The 14865-nt window shown below is 70.4% G+C and carries 13 protein-coding genes and 1 pseudogene; 3 read left to right on the top strand and 11 right to left on the bottom strand.

What is annotated here, in order from left to right:
• Positions 1–198 precede the first annotated feature (198 nt).
• On the top strand, positions 199–519 hold the full coding sequence (locus ACFYNL_RS03505; protein ID WP_388795723.1) for a phosphate-starvation-inducible PsiE family protein: 321 nt from the start codon (positions 199–201) through the stop codon (positions 517–519).
• Here ACFYNL_RS03505 and ACFYNL_RS03500 read toward each other — a convergent pair.
• Positions 493–2668: pseudogene (locus ACFYNL_RS03500) on the bottom strand (FUSC family protein). The gene ACFYNL_RS03505 and the pseudogene ACFYNL_RS03500 sit on opposite strands and share 27 nt — an antisense overlap.
• 123 nt (positions 2669–2791) lie before the next feature.
• On the bottom strand, positions 2792–3925 hold the full coding sequence (locus ACFYNL_RS03495; RefSeq protein WP_388795720.1) for a hypothetical protein: 1134 nt from the start codon (positions 3923–3925) through the stop codon (positions 2792–2794).
• A gap of 600 nt (positions 3926–4525) precedes the next feature.
• Between ACFYNL_RS03495 and ACFYNL_RS03490 the strand changes: the two genes are divergently transcribed.
• Complete coding sequence (locus ACFYNL_RS03490) at positions 4526–4975, top strand: DUF1931 family protein (RefSeq protein WP_388797281.1); 450 nt, start codon at positions 4526–4528, stop codon at positions 4973–4975.
• 149 nt (positions 4976–5124) lie between these two features.
• Positions 5125–6318 (top strand): PP2C family protein-serine/threonine phosphatase, encoded by a 1194-nt coding sequence (locus tag ACFYNL_RS03485; RefSeq protein WP_388795717.1) that lies wholly within the window; start codon positions 5125–5127, stop codon positions 6316–6318.
• Positions 6319–6390: 72 nt separating this feature from the next.
• On the opposite strand, the gene ACFYNL_RS03480 is transcribed toward ACFYNL_RS03485, so the two are convergent.
• The 9 genes from ACFYNL_RS03480 to grpE form a co-directional block, all read right to left on the bottom strand.
• Positions 6391–6783, bottom strand: coding sequence for a DUF2267 domain-containing protein (locus tag ACFYNL_RS03480; protein ID WP_358314782.1), 393 nt, complete (start codon positions 6781–6783; stop codon positions 6391–6393).
• A gap of 419 nt (positions 6784–7202) precedes the next feature.
• A complete protein-coding gene (locus tag ACFYNL_RS03475) occupies positions 7203–7700 on the bottom strand; it encodes an Hsp20/alpha crystallin family protein (RefSeq protein WP_358314785.1) in 498 nt (165 codons plus the stop codon).
• A 46-nt stretch (positions 7701–7746) separates the two neighbouring features.
• On the bottom strand, positions 7747–9528 hold the full coding sequence (locus ACFYNL_RS03470; protein ID WP_388795713.1) for an FAD-dependent oxidoreductase: 1782 nt from the start codon (positions 9526–9528) through the stop codon (positions 7747–7749).
• On the bottom strand, positions 9528–9791 hold the full coding sequence (locus ACFYNL_RS03465) for a UBP-type zinc finger domain-containing protein (RefSeq protein WP_358331649.1): 264 nt from the start codon (positions 9789–9791) through the stop codon (positions 9528–9530). Before ACFYNL_RS03465 ends, ACFYNL_RS03470 begins: the two co-directional genes overlap by 1 nt.
• A 6-nt stretch (positions 9792–9797) precedes the next feature.
• Positions 9798–10256, bottom strand: a complete 459-nt coding sequence (trxA, locus tag ACFYNL_RS03460) for a thioredoxin (protein WP_388795710.1) — start codon at positions 10254–10256, stop codon at positions 9798–9800.
• Entirely contained in the window at positions 10253–12892 is a 2640-nt protein-coding gene (gene clpB / locus ACFYNL_RS03455; protein ID WP_388795708.1) for an ATP-dependent chaperone ClpB, read from the bottom strand. Before clpB ends, trxA begins: the two co-directional genes overlap by 4 nt.
• Positions 12883–13290 (bottom strand): chaperone modulator CbpM, encoded by a 408-nt coding sequence (locus ACFYNL_RS03450; protein WP_358315589.1) that lies wholly within the window; start codon positions 13288–13290, stop codon positions 12883–12885. The genes clpB and ACFYNL_RS03450 overlap by 10 nt, the downstream gene beginning before the upstream one ends.
• A complete protein-coding gene (locus tag ACFYNL_RS03445) occupies positions 13290–14237 on the bottom strand; it encodes a DnaJ C-terminal domain-containing protein (protein ID WP_388795704.1) in 948 nt (315 codons plus the stop codon). Before ACFYNL_RS03445 ends, ACFYNL_RS03450 begins: the two co-directional genes overlap by 1 nt.
• 6 nt (positions 14238–14243) lie before the next feature.
• The gene (grpE, locus tag ACFYNL_RS03440) at positions 14244–14861 is read right to left on the bottom strand and encodes a nucleotide exchange factor GrpE (protein WP_388795701.1); all 618 of its coding nucleotides are present in this window, start codon (positions 14859–14861) and stop codon (positions 14244–14246) included.
• Between the last annotated feature and the right edge of the window lie 4 nt (positions 14862–14865).

Genomic DNA, 14865 nt, shown 5'->3' with positions numbered 1-14865 from the left:
CATTCTCCCGAAGATCGAGGGCGGCCGGGTACAGGGCCTCCTACAGCTCATCGAGGACGGCATCCACCTCGTCGTCGCGGCGCTCCTCGTACTGCTCGCGGGGATCCTGACCGTCGGGGTCGTCCATGACGTCATCCGGTCGGTCCAAGGGCCGTACCGCGAGGAGACGGTCGTCTCTCCGCCCTGGACAGCAGCCTGGTGCTGTTCATCGTGGCCGAGCTGCTCCACACAGTCCGCCTCACCATCAGGAACCGGACCCTCTACGCGGAGCCGTTCCTCGTCGTCGGCCTGTTTGCCGGCATCCGCAAGGTGCTCATCGTGACGGCCGAGGCGGAGAAGTCCTTCCGGTGGAACGTCGAGGGGATCGAACTGCTCGTCCTGGCGGGGCTGATTCTCGTGATGGCGGCAGCGGTGTACGTGTGGCGGCGCTCGACACGGCCGGGAGACTACGTCCCGCTCCAGGAGGCGCGGCGCTCACGGTCGCCGGAACCGTCACCCACCCCGGTGCGCGGGTCCTGATCCGTCACCTTCCCCAGCCACGGCCGCCCGCACCCGTTGCTCCTCGCGAGCTGAGCTGACGTCCCGTTCCAGGGGTGTGCGGCTCACTGCTGCCGCGAGGTCCTCCAGGGCCCGCTTCTGCAGCTCTGCCCCGCGCCGTATCACCGGGCTCCGGTCCCCGGCGGCGCCCTCCCACGCGTGGAGCGCCTCCTCCACGCGCCCCCAGTCCGGATTCCTGTGCTCACGCACATCGACTGCCGCCCGCGCGGTGTCTGCCTCCAATGCCTCGGCGAACCGCTCCGCCTCGGGGGCGAAACGACTGCCGGCCCGCGGGACGTGGCTCTCCATGAGCATCGCCGCCCGGTCAAGTCCCTGGAGCGCCTCCTGCGCCTCTTCCGCCTCGCGCGATGTCAGACCTCTGGGGCCGACCGGTTCCTGCCTTGCCTGGTCGTAGGCCGCCTGCCAGGCGGCACGTGCCTCCCTGCTCGCCAGCAAGGCCCTGCGCATGTCGGCGCGATGCTCCCGGGTCGGTTCGGCGTAGCTGCGGAGCACTGCGGCCGCGTAGCGGCCGTCGGCGGCGAGCCAGTCCGCCAGACGGCCCGGCAGCCGGGGGGTCTCCCATGCGGGGAACACCACGTACGCCAGCATCGCCAGGGCCCCGCCGAGCAGGGTGAGCACCACCCGCTCCGGCACCGTCTGCTCCCATGCCTGGCCGCCCATGCCGAGCAGGAAGACGACGTACGCGGCAGTGAAGCACTGGGAGTAGGCGTAGCCGGTACGGAGCAGCGTGTACGACAGAGCCGCCGAGACCACCGCCAGTGCGCCGAACACAGGGGCGTCCGGGCCCAGGGCCTGCACCATGCCGGTGGCGAGCGCGACCCCCGCCAGGGTCCCGGCGAGACGGCCCACCGCACGCGCGTACGTCCGGTGGAAGTCCGGCCGCATCACCATCACCGAGGCGATGGGCGCCCAGTAGCCGTGCTCCAGGGGCAGCCGGGAAGCGATCAGATAGCCGAGCGTGGCCACTGCCGCCAGGCGGACGGCATGCCGGAACACGGGCGAGTCCCGGCGCAGCTCCCGGCGAACCGCCCGGACGACGACCGGTGAGCAGCCGGAACATGGTCGGGCGCACCAAGAACTGAGCGCTCGCGGGCCCGGGCGGCGCAGGCGCCTTGTCGCGCGCCCCACCGCTCCCGGCGATCTCCAACGCCTCGGCGAGCAGTTCCACGAGCCGTTCGGCAGCCTGCCGGGCGGGCCCCTCCAACACCTCGCCCTCCTCGTCGACGCGCAGGACCTCCGCGCTCGCGGGCGGCACCTCGGCGAGAGTGCCGCGGCGGATCGAACGGGCGACCGCGTCCAGGACGTCGGCGGCCGCATCGAGCAACTCCCGTGCGCGGTCCCGCCCGGATCCCTCCGCCGGGGCGCCGACGTCCGGGTCGGCGAGCGCGGCGACGACCGGCAGAATGCGCTCGGCGAGGCCCCTCGGGCCGTGGAGGACGGGAGGCCGGGTGCGGGCCTGTGATGGCGTCACGGCGGCCGCGTCCCGGGCCGTCATCAGCGGCTCCGGGTCGAACGGCGCGGTCGGGTCGTGCCGCAGCCGGCGGGCGTAGTCAGCCACGGCGGCCAGAGCTTCGGCCAGCGCGTCACGATGCGCCCCCCAGCGGCGAATCGGGAACAGCAAGATCAGCGCGGCCTGCGCCACGCCTCCGAGCGCGATGACCCCGGCATGTTCCAGGGCCCGCCCGACGCTGGTGGGCAGGGTGATGGTCACCAACATGCTGCCGACCGTCGTCGCTGCGACGATCCCAGCAGTCGATCCGAGGGACCACGCCATCCCCGCGGCAAAGGCCCATACGGCCAGCAGCGGGAGGAGCGTCACGAGTCGCCCCGCCGCCAGGTAGCCCACGAAGGTGCTGAGCGCCAGACCCGCGCCCGCGCCGAGCGCGATCACCTTGCGCGGACGCCAAGTGCGCTGGAAGGTGGCCGCACCCGCGGAGTAGGCACCGAGGGCGGCGGACGCGGCGTACGCAGGGGACACCAGCCACAGCGCCAACCCGATGACGATCGCCACCCCAGCAGCCGTACGCAGCGCGAGCAGGGGCTCCAGCCGCGCCTCCTCGATCGTGAGCCCGGATCGCACGACCTCCCCGAAGGTCCGCAGCCACCTCACCCGTGTGAGCCTAGCCGGAACGTCCCGCCGGGGCGCGTCGGCCCGCCGCCACCTCCTGACGGCACCGCGCCCGGACGCGCGGCCCCGGGCCGACGTCGCGCTGCCGGTTGCGCCGGTATCGGTTCACGTCGAAGGCTGGTCACCGTGGTCGTCTTGGAGGGCGTGACGACGTTCCTGTTCGCGCTTGGAGTAGGCGGCTGCCCGGATCGCGTCGTCGCTCTCCAAGCCTGATCCCAGCGCGCCGCCCACGGTGGCGACCGAAGCGACGAACCAGGACAGCGTCAAGTACTCCGTGGCGTGGAGCGGGGTTCGCGTCATGGAAGCGAACACTTGGTCGTTGAGGATGAACAGTGCCCACACCAAGTTGATGACCATCAAACCCAGGTAGCAGACGAGCACGCCGATACCCACGGTCGCGACCGTCGAGGCGTTGTAGAGCCTGGCCCTCTGCCTCGCCTCCGGTGAGCCTTCTGTTGATCGATGCCACAGCTCCCCGTCCACGATCAGCCAGCCGATCATGAGCCCGACGGACCCGACCATGGCAATCACAAGGCGTGGCGCGCTCAGGGCCCCAGCGAGGCTCCAGGTGGTGGAGTCCAGGGTGGCGATGGCCCCCGTGGCGAGGGCGGCCGCCAGGGCTTTCGACAAGCCCGTCACCAACCGCCACGGCCGGTTGGCGCGAACCATGCCGAAGAGCACTCGCAGGTAGCCGCGAGGCCCGCCGACGACGTACCGAAGACCGTCGGTCTCCCTCTCACCGAGCGGGCCCGGATGAACAGGCGCGAGACGATTGACGAAGGGCCCAAGAAACGGCCTCCTTCGCGGAGGTGCTTCAGCCCCGGTGGTGTGCGGGCCTACCAAGTCGAGCACGGCTTCTTCGACGGCCCGCCGGGCCCTCGTCTGCAGCCGCAGACCCCCCAGTGAGGGAAGAGAGAGCAGCGCCAAGCCGTGTTCGTGATTCAGATTCACAGCGAGCCTGCGTCCGTGTGAGTGCAGCGGAAGGTCGGTGAGGGCAACGACGACGTCCCAGTTCTCCGCACTGCCACGGTCCATGATCCGGCGCATCAAAGCGGGCGGGTCCTCCGTCCCCGAAGTGAAGGGCTCACTGACCACCTCGACGTCGAACCGTCGCCCCTGGCCCGACTTGTCGGCGAGCCGAGCAGCGAGTGTCCGGGCCATGCGCTGCGCGATCTCCGTCGGCGCGTCCGGATCCGCCAGGAGAGCCACGACCGTAACGCCCTGAGACGACACTCGCATGAGGGAACCTTCCTCGTCGGCTGCCCCGCGATCCCAAGGGCCCACAGACGCCACCGAGGTAACGCCGACGCCGCGTGACACGCCGACCTCCGCCAGCAGGTGCGGGCGGTACGGCCGGATCTCCTCATCTTCCCAGCACGGGGCCTGCTCCCACGACCGGGCGCGATCGCGTCCGCCACCGCGAACACCCGCTCACGCGCCCGCGGCACGCCCGCACGCCGCGCCACCGACCACCCCGTTTCGGTGTCTGTCCCGGAGCCGGAGTCCGGCAGAGTCCTGCCACACGGGAAAGTTCCAGAACGCCTGCGAGGCACAGCGCTACGTCCTGCCCGGCGTCGGGGCGGCTGGTGGGCGGGGTGGAGCGCGTCAACCGGGCCTGGCTGCCGCCGGCCGGCCTCTGCCAAGCGCTCGGTGGCCCTGCTGTCGGTCCGCACGCCCGTCCGACAACCCGGGCAGTCGGACGTCTGGGCCTGGCAGGGCAATACAGGGAGGCCAATTGGGCCCGACATGCGCATGCGTTCGCGCGCCCTCGTCGGCCAGGCTGACTGGGAAGCCCTGGGGCCGGGAGCCGCCCGGCTCCCGCAGCCGGAGGTTGTCGTCATGACCGTGATGTCCATTGCCAGGTTCGAGAGGTTCTTCCGTGCGGCCGCAGGGCTGGACGTCGACAAGAACGATCTCAAGCGCCACAGCGACTTCGTCGACGCCAAGCTCTACGATCTGCTCACCGTCGCCCAGGCCACGGCCAAGGCCAACGGGCGCGACATCATCCGGACCAGTGACCTGCCGATCACGAAGGGCCTGCAGGAGAGCATTCACCACTTCCGGAAGATCGACCAGGAAATAGAACTCAAGCCGATCCTGGAACAGCTCGCCACCCACCCCGCTCTGGACCGCACGCCCGATGAGGAGACCGAGTCGGCCTATCCGGACATCATCGGCGGACTCAGCCTGGCCCTTGCCCAGAGCTTCAAGATTCTCCACCCCGACCTGAAAAACCCCCAGACCCAGCACTGGGACGAGGCTCGAGCCGTCTTCGACCTCCTGCTGTGAGTGGCGACCGGAACAAGCGGTGCAGGCCACGGCCGAGCAGCGTCAGCGCGTTCTGCTCCCTCGGCTGCGCAGCGACCTGACCGGCCCCCGGCTCGGGTGTCGGAGAGCTCAGATGGTGACAGCTCGTCCTCGAAGGGATCATCGAAGGCATGGACAGGAACGTGTCCGTCGGGTCCGGGGAGCGGCTGCTGGATGAACTGGTCAGGGCCGCCCAGCTGGCATCACCTGCGGAACTGCCCGCGGTCCTGAACCGGTACACCGAGGCCATGGGCTTGGGCAGGGCCGTTGTCTATCTGGTCGACATCCAGCAGAGACTGCTGGTGCCGTTCGCCGAAGGCGAGCCGGAACTGGAGCTCGACACTTCGCTGGCCGGATGGGCCTACCGCACCGACTCTCTCCGCATGGAAGAAGACCTCTCCGGAGGGCTGAAGGTGTGGTTGCCCCTGGCCGACGGGGCGGAGCGGCTGGGCGTCGTGGAGCTGAACGTGAGCACCCTGGACGGGCTCAAGCTACGGCGCTGCCGAACGACGGCGCTGCTCCTCGCACTGATCATCACGTCCAAGCGCACCTACAGCGACACGATAGCGCAGCGTATGCGTACCAGGCCGATGCACCTGCCCACGGAGATGGTGAGGGCTTTTCTCCCTCCCCGGTCGATCGGCACCGGGCGGGTCGTGTCGACGGCGGTTCTGGAGCCTGCGTACGAACTGGGCGGGGATGCTTTCGACCATGCGTTCACCGAGGACGTTCTGCACGCCGCAGTCCTTGACGGCATGGGGCACGATCTGGCGTCCGGACTTGCCACCTCTGTCGCCATGGCAGGCTGCCGTAACGCCCGACGCAGCGGGGCAGATCTGAACGAACTCGCGGGCACCATGGACGAGGCGTTGGCGAAGTGGCTTCCGGAGCAGTTCTGCACGGGTGTCTTCGCCCAGTTGCACATGCCCACCGGTGTGCTGCGGTGGTGCAACTGCGGCCACCCGCCTCCGTTGCTCATCCGTCGACACCGCCTGCTCCACAAGGCCTTGGAGCGGCCACCGGAGCCTCCTTTGGGTCTGCCCGCCGATCTCGCCGGGACCGCCCGTCAGGTGCACGACGTCAGCCTGGAACCCGGTGACCGAATACTGCTCTACTCGGACGGCGTCGTGGAGTCACGCGACGAGGCGGGCGAGGAGTTCGGCCTGGAGCGCTTCACCGACTACATCATCCGGTCGACCGCAGCAGGGCAGAGCGCCCCGGAAGTGCTGCGCCTGCTCATCCATGCCATCCTCGAGCATCAGCACAACGAACTCAGCGACGACGCCACGATCTTGCTGTTCGAGTGGCAGCCCCCTGATCCGTGACCGCCCGCGACCTGGTACTGGGGCGGCCGGGGCGCCGCTGCGTGGGCCTTTCGTTCTGAGCGCTGCACAAGCTCAGTCCGCGAGGTCGGCCTTTCCGAACAGGACCGCGTAACTGGAGGGGAGTTGGCTGATGATCTGATTCAGTTCTCCGCCGGTCACAGCGTCGGCGACGGTGGTCAGGACCGCGCTGGCGTCCCACTGTGCCGTACGCGGCCGGGCACCCGTGCGCTCGGCGACCCGGCGGTAGAACTCTTCGATCCCGAAGCTCTGCGCCCGCTGGGGCGTTGCATGGTCCAGAACCTGTCCCAGCGGGCCGGGCATCTGGGATGCGAGGTCCTTGACCTCTCCCGGGCTGATCCGTTGGGCCAGCACTTCCAGCACGGCGTTGGTGACGTCTGCGGCTTCGTCCGGGTTCTTGTATTCGCCTCGTTCGCGTACGTGGGCGAGGAATCCGTCGTATTTCATCGCTGCCTCCTTCTGCGCCGGTCATCGCTGGTCATGGGGTCGCCCGGTGCGCTGTCGAGCCCGCCGAGCGCTTTGCCATGCGGGCGACACGATGCTCTGGCGCTGCGCGCGCGGGTGCGGAGAGGAGGGAAGCAAGCGATATCCGACAGCCCAGAACGCTGAGCGTTACGCACGGGCATTCGACCGCGAGGACCAGGCGGACATGGGCCGGCGATCCCCGCTGGGTCTGCTCCCCCTTCGGCTGCTGCGCGCCTGGCATCTGCGGAGCCGAAAAGAAGCGGGTGGCGAGCCACATGCCGACCCTCCGCCGCGGTGAGGGCTTGTGGTACGAGACGTCGTTCATGAGTCACCCCGGGTGTCGAACCTCGCCGGCCCGGCCGCGGTGCCGGACGGATGTCCGGAACCGCGGCGTTCGCGTCTCAGCCGCTGCTCCCGGTGCTTTCACTCGTCTCGCTGATCTCGACGTGCCGGGGCTTTGCGACCTCGGCCTTGGGGACGCTGATGGTGAGCACCCCGTCCGACATCCGCGCGTTGATCTTTTCGGTGTCGACTTCTCCGGGCAGCCGCAGCCGGTACTCGAACGCTCCGGTGCGGCGGGTGCTCCGTCGCAGGACGCCTTTGCGTTCCTTCTCCTTGATCTCTCCGGTGACCACCAACTCCTGGCCGTTCGCTTCGACGTCGATGTCCTTGCTCTTGACGCCGGGGAGTTCGATCTCGATGTGGAAGGCGTCGTCGGCCTCCGTGACGTCCGCCAGGGGTGTCCACGCGACTGCGGGCGCCGCGCCTCCCACCGTGGATTCGATGAGTCCGCTCATCTCGCTGAGCAGTTGATCGAACTCCGTCAGCGGATTGCGTGCCCAGCCAAGCGGCCTGGCCTGCATTGCGGCACCCCGCTGGTGCCGGACGGGCGTAGTCATTGCCGTCGCCTCCTTCTCCTTCTCGTGATCTCGTCTCTCTTTGACGTCATCCGAGCCAAGCGGACTCCTTCGGGCGGGTGTGCGGGGAGCTGTCGGTGCCGCCGGGCGCGGCCGTGTGGCCCAGGTAGCGGTGCACGAAGTGGATGCTCATCGCACCTTCGCCGACCGCGGAGGCCACGCGTTTCACCGAGCCGCTGCGGACGTCGCCGGCGGCGAAGACGCCCGGCAGGCTGGTCTCCAACGTCAGGCAGTCGCGGCCCTGGCTCTGCCACAGTCCGGGGACGGAGCAGGCCTGCGCCTCCGCCCCGGTGAGGACGAAACCGCGCGCGTCGAGGGCGAGCGCGTCGGACAGCCACTCGGTGTGGGGCTCGGCGCCGGTGAAGACGAACAGGGCGCGCACCGCGAGGTGCCGATGCTCACCCGTACGGCGGTCGACCACGGTGACCGACTCCAGCACCTTGTCGCCGAGTGCCTCGGTCGTCTCGGTGTGCAGCAGCACGCGCACCCGCGGGTGGCGCTCGACCTGATCGATCAGATAGCGGGACATGTGTGCCTCGAGGCTCGGCCCACGGACGAGCAGATACACCTGCGGTGCGTACCCGGCCAGGAAGAGCACGGCCTGGCCCGCGGAGTTGCCTCCGCCGACGACGGCCACCGGGTCGGTGCGGCACTGCTGGGCCTCGTAGACGGTCGCCGAGTAGTGGACGCTCGTTCCCTCCAGGCGTTCGATGCCGGGCACCTGGAGGCGGCGGTAACGAGCGCCGGTGGCCAGGACGACGGTACGGGCGGTGATCTCGCTGCCGTCGGCGAACCCGACGGCGTAGTGCCCGCCCCGCGGTTCGAGCCGAGCCGCCTCCGCCGGGACGCTGATCCTGGCGCCGAACTTGTCGGCCTGGAGCACGGCGCGTTCGGTGAGTTCGGCGCCGGAGATGCCGGAGGGGAAGCCGAGCAGATTCTCGATGCGGGACGACGTGGCGGCCTGGCCACCGCTGGCCATGGCCTCGACGACGGTCGTGTCCAGGCCCTCCGAGGCGGCGTTCACCGCGGCGGCGAGACCGGCGGGGCCGGAGCCGACGATCAGGAGATCGCCGTGATGGTTTTTGGCGGGCAGCGACGGCAGGCCCATGAGCCGGGCCAGTTCCGCGTTGCTGGGGTTGCGCAACAGAGTGGTGTCCCGCCAGATGACGAGCGGTGTCTCCTCCGGGCCGACGCCGAAGCGGCGCAGCAGTTCCTCGGCCTCCTCGTCGGCCTCCAGATCGATCCAGCGGTACGGCAGCCGGTTGCGGGCGGCGAACTCACGCAGCCGCCGGGTGTCAGGCGAATAGCGCGAGCCGACGATGCGGAAACCTGCACCCTGCCCGACGAGCAGAGCACGCCGGCCCAGGCAAGCGCGCAGCACCACATCACCAAGGACGGAGTCCCGGGTCACCAGGTCACGCAGCTGGTCCATGGACAGAGCGAGGACCTCACCGGGGTCCCTGACCACGGCGGTGTAGAAGGCCACCTGCCCATGCAGGAGGCCGAGTTCGCCGATGAAGCGGCCGGGGCCGTGCACACGCAGCAGACGTTCACCGGTCGCGCCGTAGCCCTCGACGATGGCGACCGAACCACTGAGGACGACGTAGAACGTCTCGCACGGCTCGCCCTCCCGGATCAGCACATCACCGGCGTCAACCGCGAGCCGCCGACCGTGCTGCGCCAGGCGGGACACCTGGTCGTCCGGCAGGCGGGGATAGGCGCCGTAGATGTCGGCGGTCTCGAAGGGGACGCTCTCCTCCGCCTCGTCCGGCACGGGCGCCGGGCTCGGCCGCGTCTCGTCGCCGGGCATCACACGAACGCCTCGTGGACGAAGCACCATCGCCAGTCCTCGCCGGGCTCCAGCGACGCCACGATCGGATGGCCGTCGGCGGCGGCGTGACGGCGCGCGTGCCGGTTCGGCGAGGAATCGCAGCAGCCGACGTGGCCGCAGGTCAGGCAGAGCCTGAGGTGGACCCACGGAGAGCCGAGCAGCAGACACTCCTGACATCCTTCGGGGGTCCGTGGCTGGACCGGCCGGACGAGCGCGAGGTGGGGGTCGGTTCGTACGGTCATGGCTGATCACCCTTTCCCGGCCGGTTCGCGGCCCGCGATCGACTGCTCCACCCACCGCCGCAGGGCAGGGGCAGGTGCGGCACCCGCCTGCCGGGCGATGGTCTGTCCTTTGTCGAGGACCAACAGCGTCGGTACCGCCTGGACTTCGAACCGCTGCGCCAGGCGCGGGTTCTGGTCGATGTCGACCTTGACCAGCTTGATCTTTCCCGCGAGATCGGTGGCGACCTTCTCCAGCGCGGGGCTCACCATGCGGCAGGGGCCGCACCAGGTGGCCCACAGGTCGACGACGACGGGCACGGTGGCCTGCTCGACGACCTCGGTGAAGTCGTCGTCGCCCGCGTCGGCCATCCACGGCAGAGGCTGCTTGCAGTTGGCGCACCTGGGGCGGCCCTCGGCGGCCACGGGTACCCGGTTGGTGCGCCCGCAGTGCGGGCAGGTGACGTTGGTGGCTTGCACGGTACTCATGCCGCCCTCGCTCCCTTCACGTCCTCGGGCTGGTCGTAGGTGACGACCAGCTCTCCGTGCTCGGCGTCGACGCGGACCTTCGCGCCGTCCTGGACGTCGCCGCGCAGCAGGGCGCGCCCGACCAGCGTCTCGACCTCGTGGGAGATGAAACGCCGCAGCGGCCGAGCGCCGTACACCGGGTCGTAGCCCTGGTGGGCGATCAACTCTCGTGCCGCGTCGGTGAGTTCGACGGTGATGCGGCGTTCGGCGACCCGCTGCCGCAGCTCGTCGAACTGCAGCTCCACGATCCGCTCGATCTGCCGCTCACCGAGCGGCTTGAACAGCACGATGTCGTCGACGCGGTTGAGGAACTCCGGGCGGAAGTGCCCGCGCAGCTCACCCATCACCAGGGCGCGGGCATCCGGCTTGATCTGACCCTCGGCGGTGGCGCCGTCGAGGAGGTGCTCGGAGCCGATGTTGGACGTCATGATGATCACGGTGTTGCGGAAGTCGACGGTGCGGCCCTGGGCGTCGGTGATGCGGCCGTCGTCGAGGATCTGCAGCAGAGTGTTGAAGACATCGGTGTGCGCCTTCTCGATCTCGTCGAACAGCACGACCGAGTACGGCTTGCGGCGTACGGCCTCGGTGAGCTGACCGCCCTCCTCGTAGCCGACGTATCCGGGCGGGGCCCCCATCAGCCGGCTGACGGTGTGCCGCTCCTGGTACTCGCTCATGTCGAGGCGGACCATGTTCTCCTCGGAGTCGAACAGGGCTCGGGCCAGGGTCTTGGCCAGCTCGGTCTTCCCGACGCCGGTGGGGCCGAGGAAGATGAACGAGCCGATGGGGCGGCGAGGGTCGCGGATGCCGGAGCGGGCGCGGATGATGGCGTCGGCGACGAGCTGGACGGCCTCGTCCTGGCCGATGACGCGCTCGCGCAGGATCTCGTCGAGGCGCAGCAGCTTCTCGCGTTCGCCCTCCTGGAGGCGGGCGACGGGGACGCCGGTCCAGGCGGCGACGATCTCGGCGATCTCCTCCTCCGTGACGACCTCGCGCAGCAGCCGGTTCTCCCCTTGCTTCGCGGCCAGTTGCTCCTCCTCTGCGGCGAGCCGGCGCTCCAGGTCCTGGAGGCGGCCGTAGCGGAGTTCGGCGGCGCGGTTGAGGTCGTAGGCGCGTTCTGCTTCCTCCGCCTCGTGGCGCACCTGCTCCAGTTCCTGGCGCAGCTCCTGCACGCGGCGGATGGCCTGCCGTTCGGCCTCCCACTGGGCGTGCTTGGCGTCGGCCTCGCCGCGCAGGTCGGCCAGTTCCCTGCGCAGCTCCTCCAGGCGCGTCTTGCTGGCGGGGTCGGTCTCCTTGGAGAGGGCGGCCTCCTCGATCTCCAGGCGGGTGACGCGGCGGGTGATCTCGTCGAGTTCGGCAGGCATCGAGTCGATCTCGGTACGCAGCCGGGCGCACGCCTCGTCCACGAGGTCGATGGCCTTGTCGGGCAGGAACCGATCGGTGATGTAGCGGTGGCTGAGGGTGGCCGCGGATACCAGCGCGGTGTCCTGGATCTTCACGCCGTGGAAGATTTCCAGGCGTTCGCGCAGTCCGCGCAGGATGGAGATGGTGTCCTCCACGCTCGGCTCCTCGACCAGGACCTGCTGGAAGCGGCGTTCGAGGGCGGCGTCCTTCTCGATGTGCTTGCGGTACTCGTCGAGGGTGGTGGCACCGATCATGTGGAGTTCGCCGCGGGCGAGCATCGGCTTGAGCATGTTGCCCGCGTCCATGGCCCCTTCGGCGGCGCCCGCGCCTACGACGGTGTGGAGTTCGTCGACGAAGAGCAGGATGTGCCCCTGGGCTGCCTTCACCTCGGACAGCACGGCCTTGAGGCGTTCCTCGAACTCGCCCCGGTACTTAGCCCCGGCCACCAGGGAGCCCATGTCGAGTGCGAACACCGTCTTGTCGCGCAGGCCCTCGGGGACGTCGCCGCGGACGATGCGCTGGGCCAGGCCCTCGACGATGGCGGTCTTGCCGACGCCGGGGTCGCCGATGAGGACCGGGTTGTTCTTGGACTTGCGGCTGAGGATCTGGGTGACGCGGCGGATCTCGGCGTCCCGGCCGATGACCGGGTCGAGTTTGCCGTCCCTGGCCTCGGCGACCAGGTCGCGGCCGTACTTCTCCAGCGCCTCGTAGGCCACTTCGGGGTTGGCCGAGGTCACGCGCTGGTTGCCGCGGATCTGGGTGAGCGCGCTCAGGAACGAGTCCCGGGTGATGCCGTGCTCCTTGAGGAGCCGTCCGGCGGCGGTGGACGAGCCCTCCTCGGCCAGGGCGAGCAGGAGGTGCTCCACGGACACGTACTCGTCCTTGAGGCGTTTGGCCTCCCGCTCGGCCGCGTCCAGCAGCCGGGACAGGCGCTGGGTGACGAACACCTGGCCCGGCGCCGCACCCGGGCCGGTCACCTTGGGCCGTCGGGAAAGCTCCTCACGCACAGCCGCACTGAGCTCCCCGGGCTCCCTGCCCGCCTGTTGCAGCAGCCGCGGGATCAGGCCGTCCTCCTGGTCGAGGAGCGCGAGCAGCAGATGCTCACCGTCGACCTCGGTCTGGCCCATGCGGACGGCGGCGGTCTGCGCCTCCTGGAGGGCTTCCTGTGACTTCTGGGTGAGACGGTTCATGTCCATGGGGGTGAGTCACTCCTCCTGCCGCGGTCGCGCAGTGCGGCTTCGAGCAGGCTGATGCGGTCGAGCAGGTCGAGCACCAGACCGATGGATGCGTAGTTGAGGCAGAGTCCGGAGCGCAGCCGCTGGACGCGGGCGAGGATCGCCGGGGCCGCGGGGTCGAACACGAGGTGCCCCGCGGCGTCGCGTTCGGCGTCGACCAGGCCGAGGGCGACGAACCGGCGGACCAGGTCGGGATGGAGGCCCGAGCGGCGGGCCACGGTGTCCAGAGAAAGCCTGGGCACGGGGACGAGCGCGTACCGCACGGTCGTGGACCCGGCGCTCGTCCGTACGGGACGCCCGCCCGCGTCGGCCCGCGCGGCCTGACCGCCGGTCGCCGCCCATGAGGGTCGGTCGCTCATCACGTCCTCCTGGGGTCGTACGAAGAGGTGGCGGCGAGCTCCTCGAACAGCTCGCGCTCCCGGTCGCCGAGGGCGGGCGGCACCATGACGCGGAGTTCGGCGTACAGGTCGCCGTTCGCACCGCGCGGGTTCGGCATGCCCTCGCCGCGCAGCCGCAGCCGCCGGCCGCTGGAGGAGCCCGCGGGCACCGTGACCTTGGCCGTGCCGCCGCCGGGGGTGGGCACCGGCACGGTCGCACCCAGGGCCGCCTCCCAGGGGGTGACGGGGACCTGTACGTGGACGTCGCGGCCGTCCAGGCGGAACCGGGGGTGGGGCTGGATTCGCACCCGCAGGTACAGGTCGCCCGCGGGTGCGTCACCACTGCCCCGGCCGCCCTCGCCCGCCAGGCGGATGCGCTGCCCGTCGGTGACCCCGGGCGGTACGTCGACCTCGTACCGTCGCGGCTGCCCGGTGGGGCCGGCGAGGGTGACGGTGCGGCGTCCGCCCCGGTAGGCCTCCTCGACGGTGAGCGGCAGTTCGGCCTCCTGGTCGGCCCCCGGTACACCGCCGCGGGCGGCGCCTGCTCCGAAGAGCGAGCCGAGCAGGTCGTCGATGTCGACGCCCTCCGCTGCGAAGTCGTCGCCGAAGCCCGTGTACCGGACGCGGGGGCCGCCCGCACCAGCAGTCCTGCGAGTGCGGAAGCCGCCGCCCGCTCCGGCCGCGACCCGTTCGTCGAAGTCCTCGGGGATCTTGCGGAAGTCCTCTCCGAAGCGGTCGTAACGGGCCCGTGTCTTGGGGTCCGAAAGGACGCTGTATGCCTCGTTGAGGTCCTTGAAGCGTTCCTCCGCCCCCGGGTCCTTGTTGACGTCCGGGTGGTACTTGCGGGCGAGTTGGCGATATGCCTGCTGGATCTCGTCCTGGCTCGCGGTCCGTGACACACCCAGCACCTCGTAGAAGTCCTGTGCCATGACGGGTCACTCCCGCTTCGCGACAGTCACGGCGGCGGGCCTGAGCTGCCGTTCCCCGTCCCCGTAGCCCGGGCGCAGCACCTCGACGACCGTGCCCGGTGGGGCGGCGGGGTCCTGGACGACGCCGACCACCTCGTGCCGGGCGGGGTCGAAGGCGACGCCGGTTTCCGCGTGCCTCGGGTAGCCGAGCAGTTCGAGGACGTTCACCGCCTGGTCGCGGACCGCTCGGACGCCTTCCACGATCGCGCCGGGGTCGGATCCGGCATGGGTCAGGGCGAGTTCGAGGTTGTCCAGGACGGGCAGGAAGGCGGCGGCCGTGCGGGACCGCTCGGCCGTCCGCTCCCGCTCCAGTTCCCTGGTGTGGCGCTTGCGGAGGTTGTCGAGGTCGGCGAGCGCGCGCCGCCAGCGGTCCTCGAGTTCCTTCAGCTCGGCCGTGTGCTCGTCCTCGGGCGGTGCGGAGCCGCCGGCCGCGTCGGGGCCGGGTTCCTCGTCCGTGTCAGGCCCCGGCCCGGTCGGCGGGCCGGAGCGCGGAAGATCCCCTCGGGGAGGGCGTACGGCGCCCTCCGGAGCCGGGTGGGCCGGGTCCGGCACGGCGGGGTCGGATTCCCTGGGGTGGATCGGCATGGCG

This window comes from Streptomyces sp. NPDC007808, from assembly GCF_042868655.1.
Classification (GTDB): domain Bacteria; phylum Actinomycetota; class Actinomycetes; order Streptomycetales; family Streptomycetaceae; genus Streptomyces.
This window is presented reverse-complemented; position numbering and strand designations above follow the sequence as displayed.

Bases quoted from the DNA above. Each gene is read 5' to 3' on its own strand.
- ACFYNL_RS03495 (WP_388795720.1), bottom strand. From the start codon at position 3,925: ATGCGAGTGTCGTCTCAGGGCGTTACGGTCGTGGCTCTCCTGGCGGAT.
- ACFYNL_RS03490 (WP_388797281.1), top strand. From the start codon at position 4,526: ATGACCGTGATGTCCATTGCCAGGTTCGAGAGGTTCTTCCGTGCGGCC.
- ACFYNL_RS03485 (WP_388795717.1), top strand. From the start codon at position 5,125: ATGGACAGGAACGTGTCCGTCGGGTCCGGGGAGCGGCTGCTGGATGAA.
- ACFYNL_RS03480 (WP_358314782.1), bottom strand. From the start codon at position 6,783: ATGAAATACGACGGATTCCTCGCCCACGTACGCGAACGAGGCGAATAC.
- ACFYNL_RS03475 (WP_358314785.1), bottom strand. From the start codon at position 7,700: ATGACTACGCCCGTCCGGCACCAGCGGGGTGCCGCAATGCAGGCCAGG.
- ACFYNL_RS03470 (WP_388795713.1), bottom strand. From the start codon at position 9,528: ATGCCCGGCGACGAGACGCGGCCGAGCCCGGCGCCCGTGCCGGACGAG.
- ACFYNL_RS03465 (WP_358331649.1), bottom strand. From the start codon at position 9,791: ATGACCGTACGAACCGACCCCCACCTCGCGCTCGTCCGGCCGGTCCAG.
- trxA (WP_388795710.1), bottom strand. From the start codon at position 10,256: ATGAGTACCGTGCAAGCCACCAACGTCACCTGCCCGCACTGCGGGCGC.
- clpB (WP_388795708.1), bottom strand. From the start codon at position 12,892: ATGGACATGAACCGTCTCACCCAGAAGTCACAGGAAGCCCTCCAGGAG.
- ACFYNL_RS03450 (WP_358315589.1), bottom strand. From the start codon at position 13,290: ATGAGCGACCGACCCTCATGGGCGGCGACCGGCGGTCAGGCCGCGCGG.
- ACFYNL_RS03445 (WP_388795704.1), bottom strand. From the start codon at position 14,237: ATGGCACAGGACTTCTACGAGGTGCTGGGTGTGTCACGGACCGCGAGC.
- grpE (WP_388795701.1), bottom strand. From the start codon at position 14,861: ATGCCGATCCACCCCAGGGAATCCGACCCCGCCGTGCCGGACCCGGCC.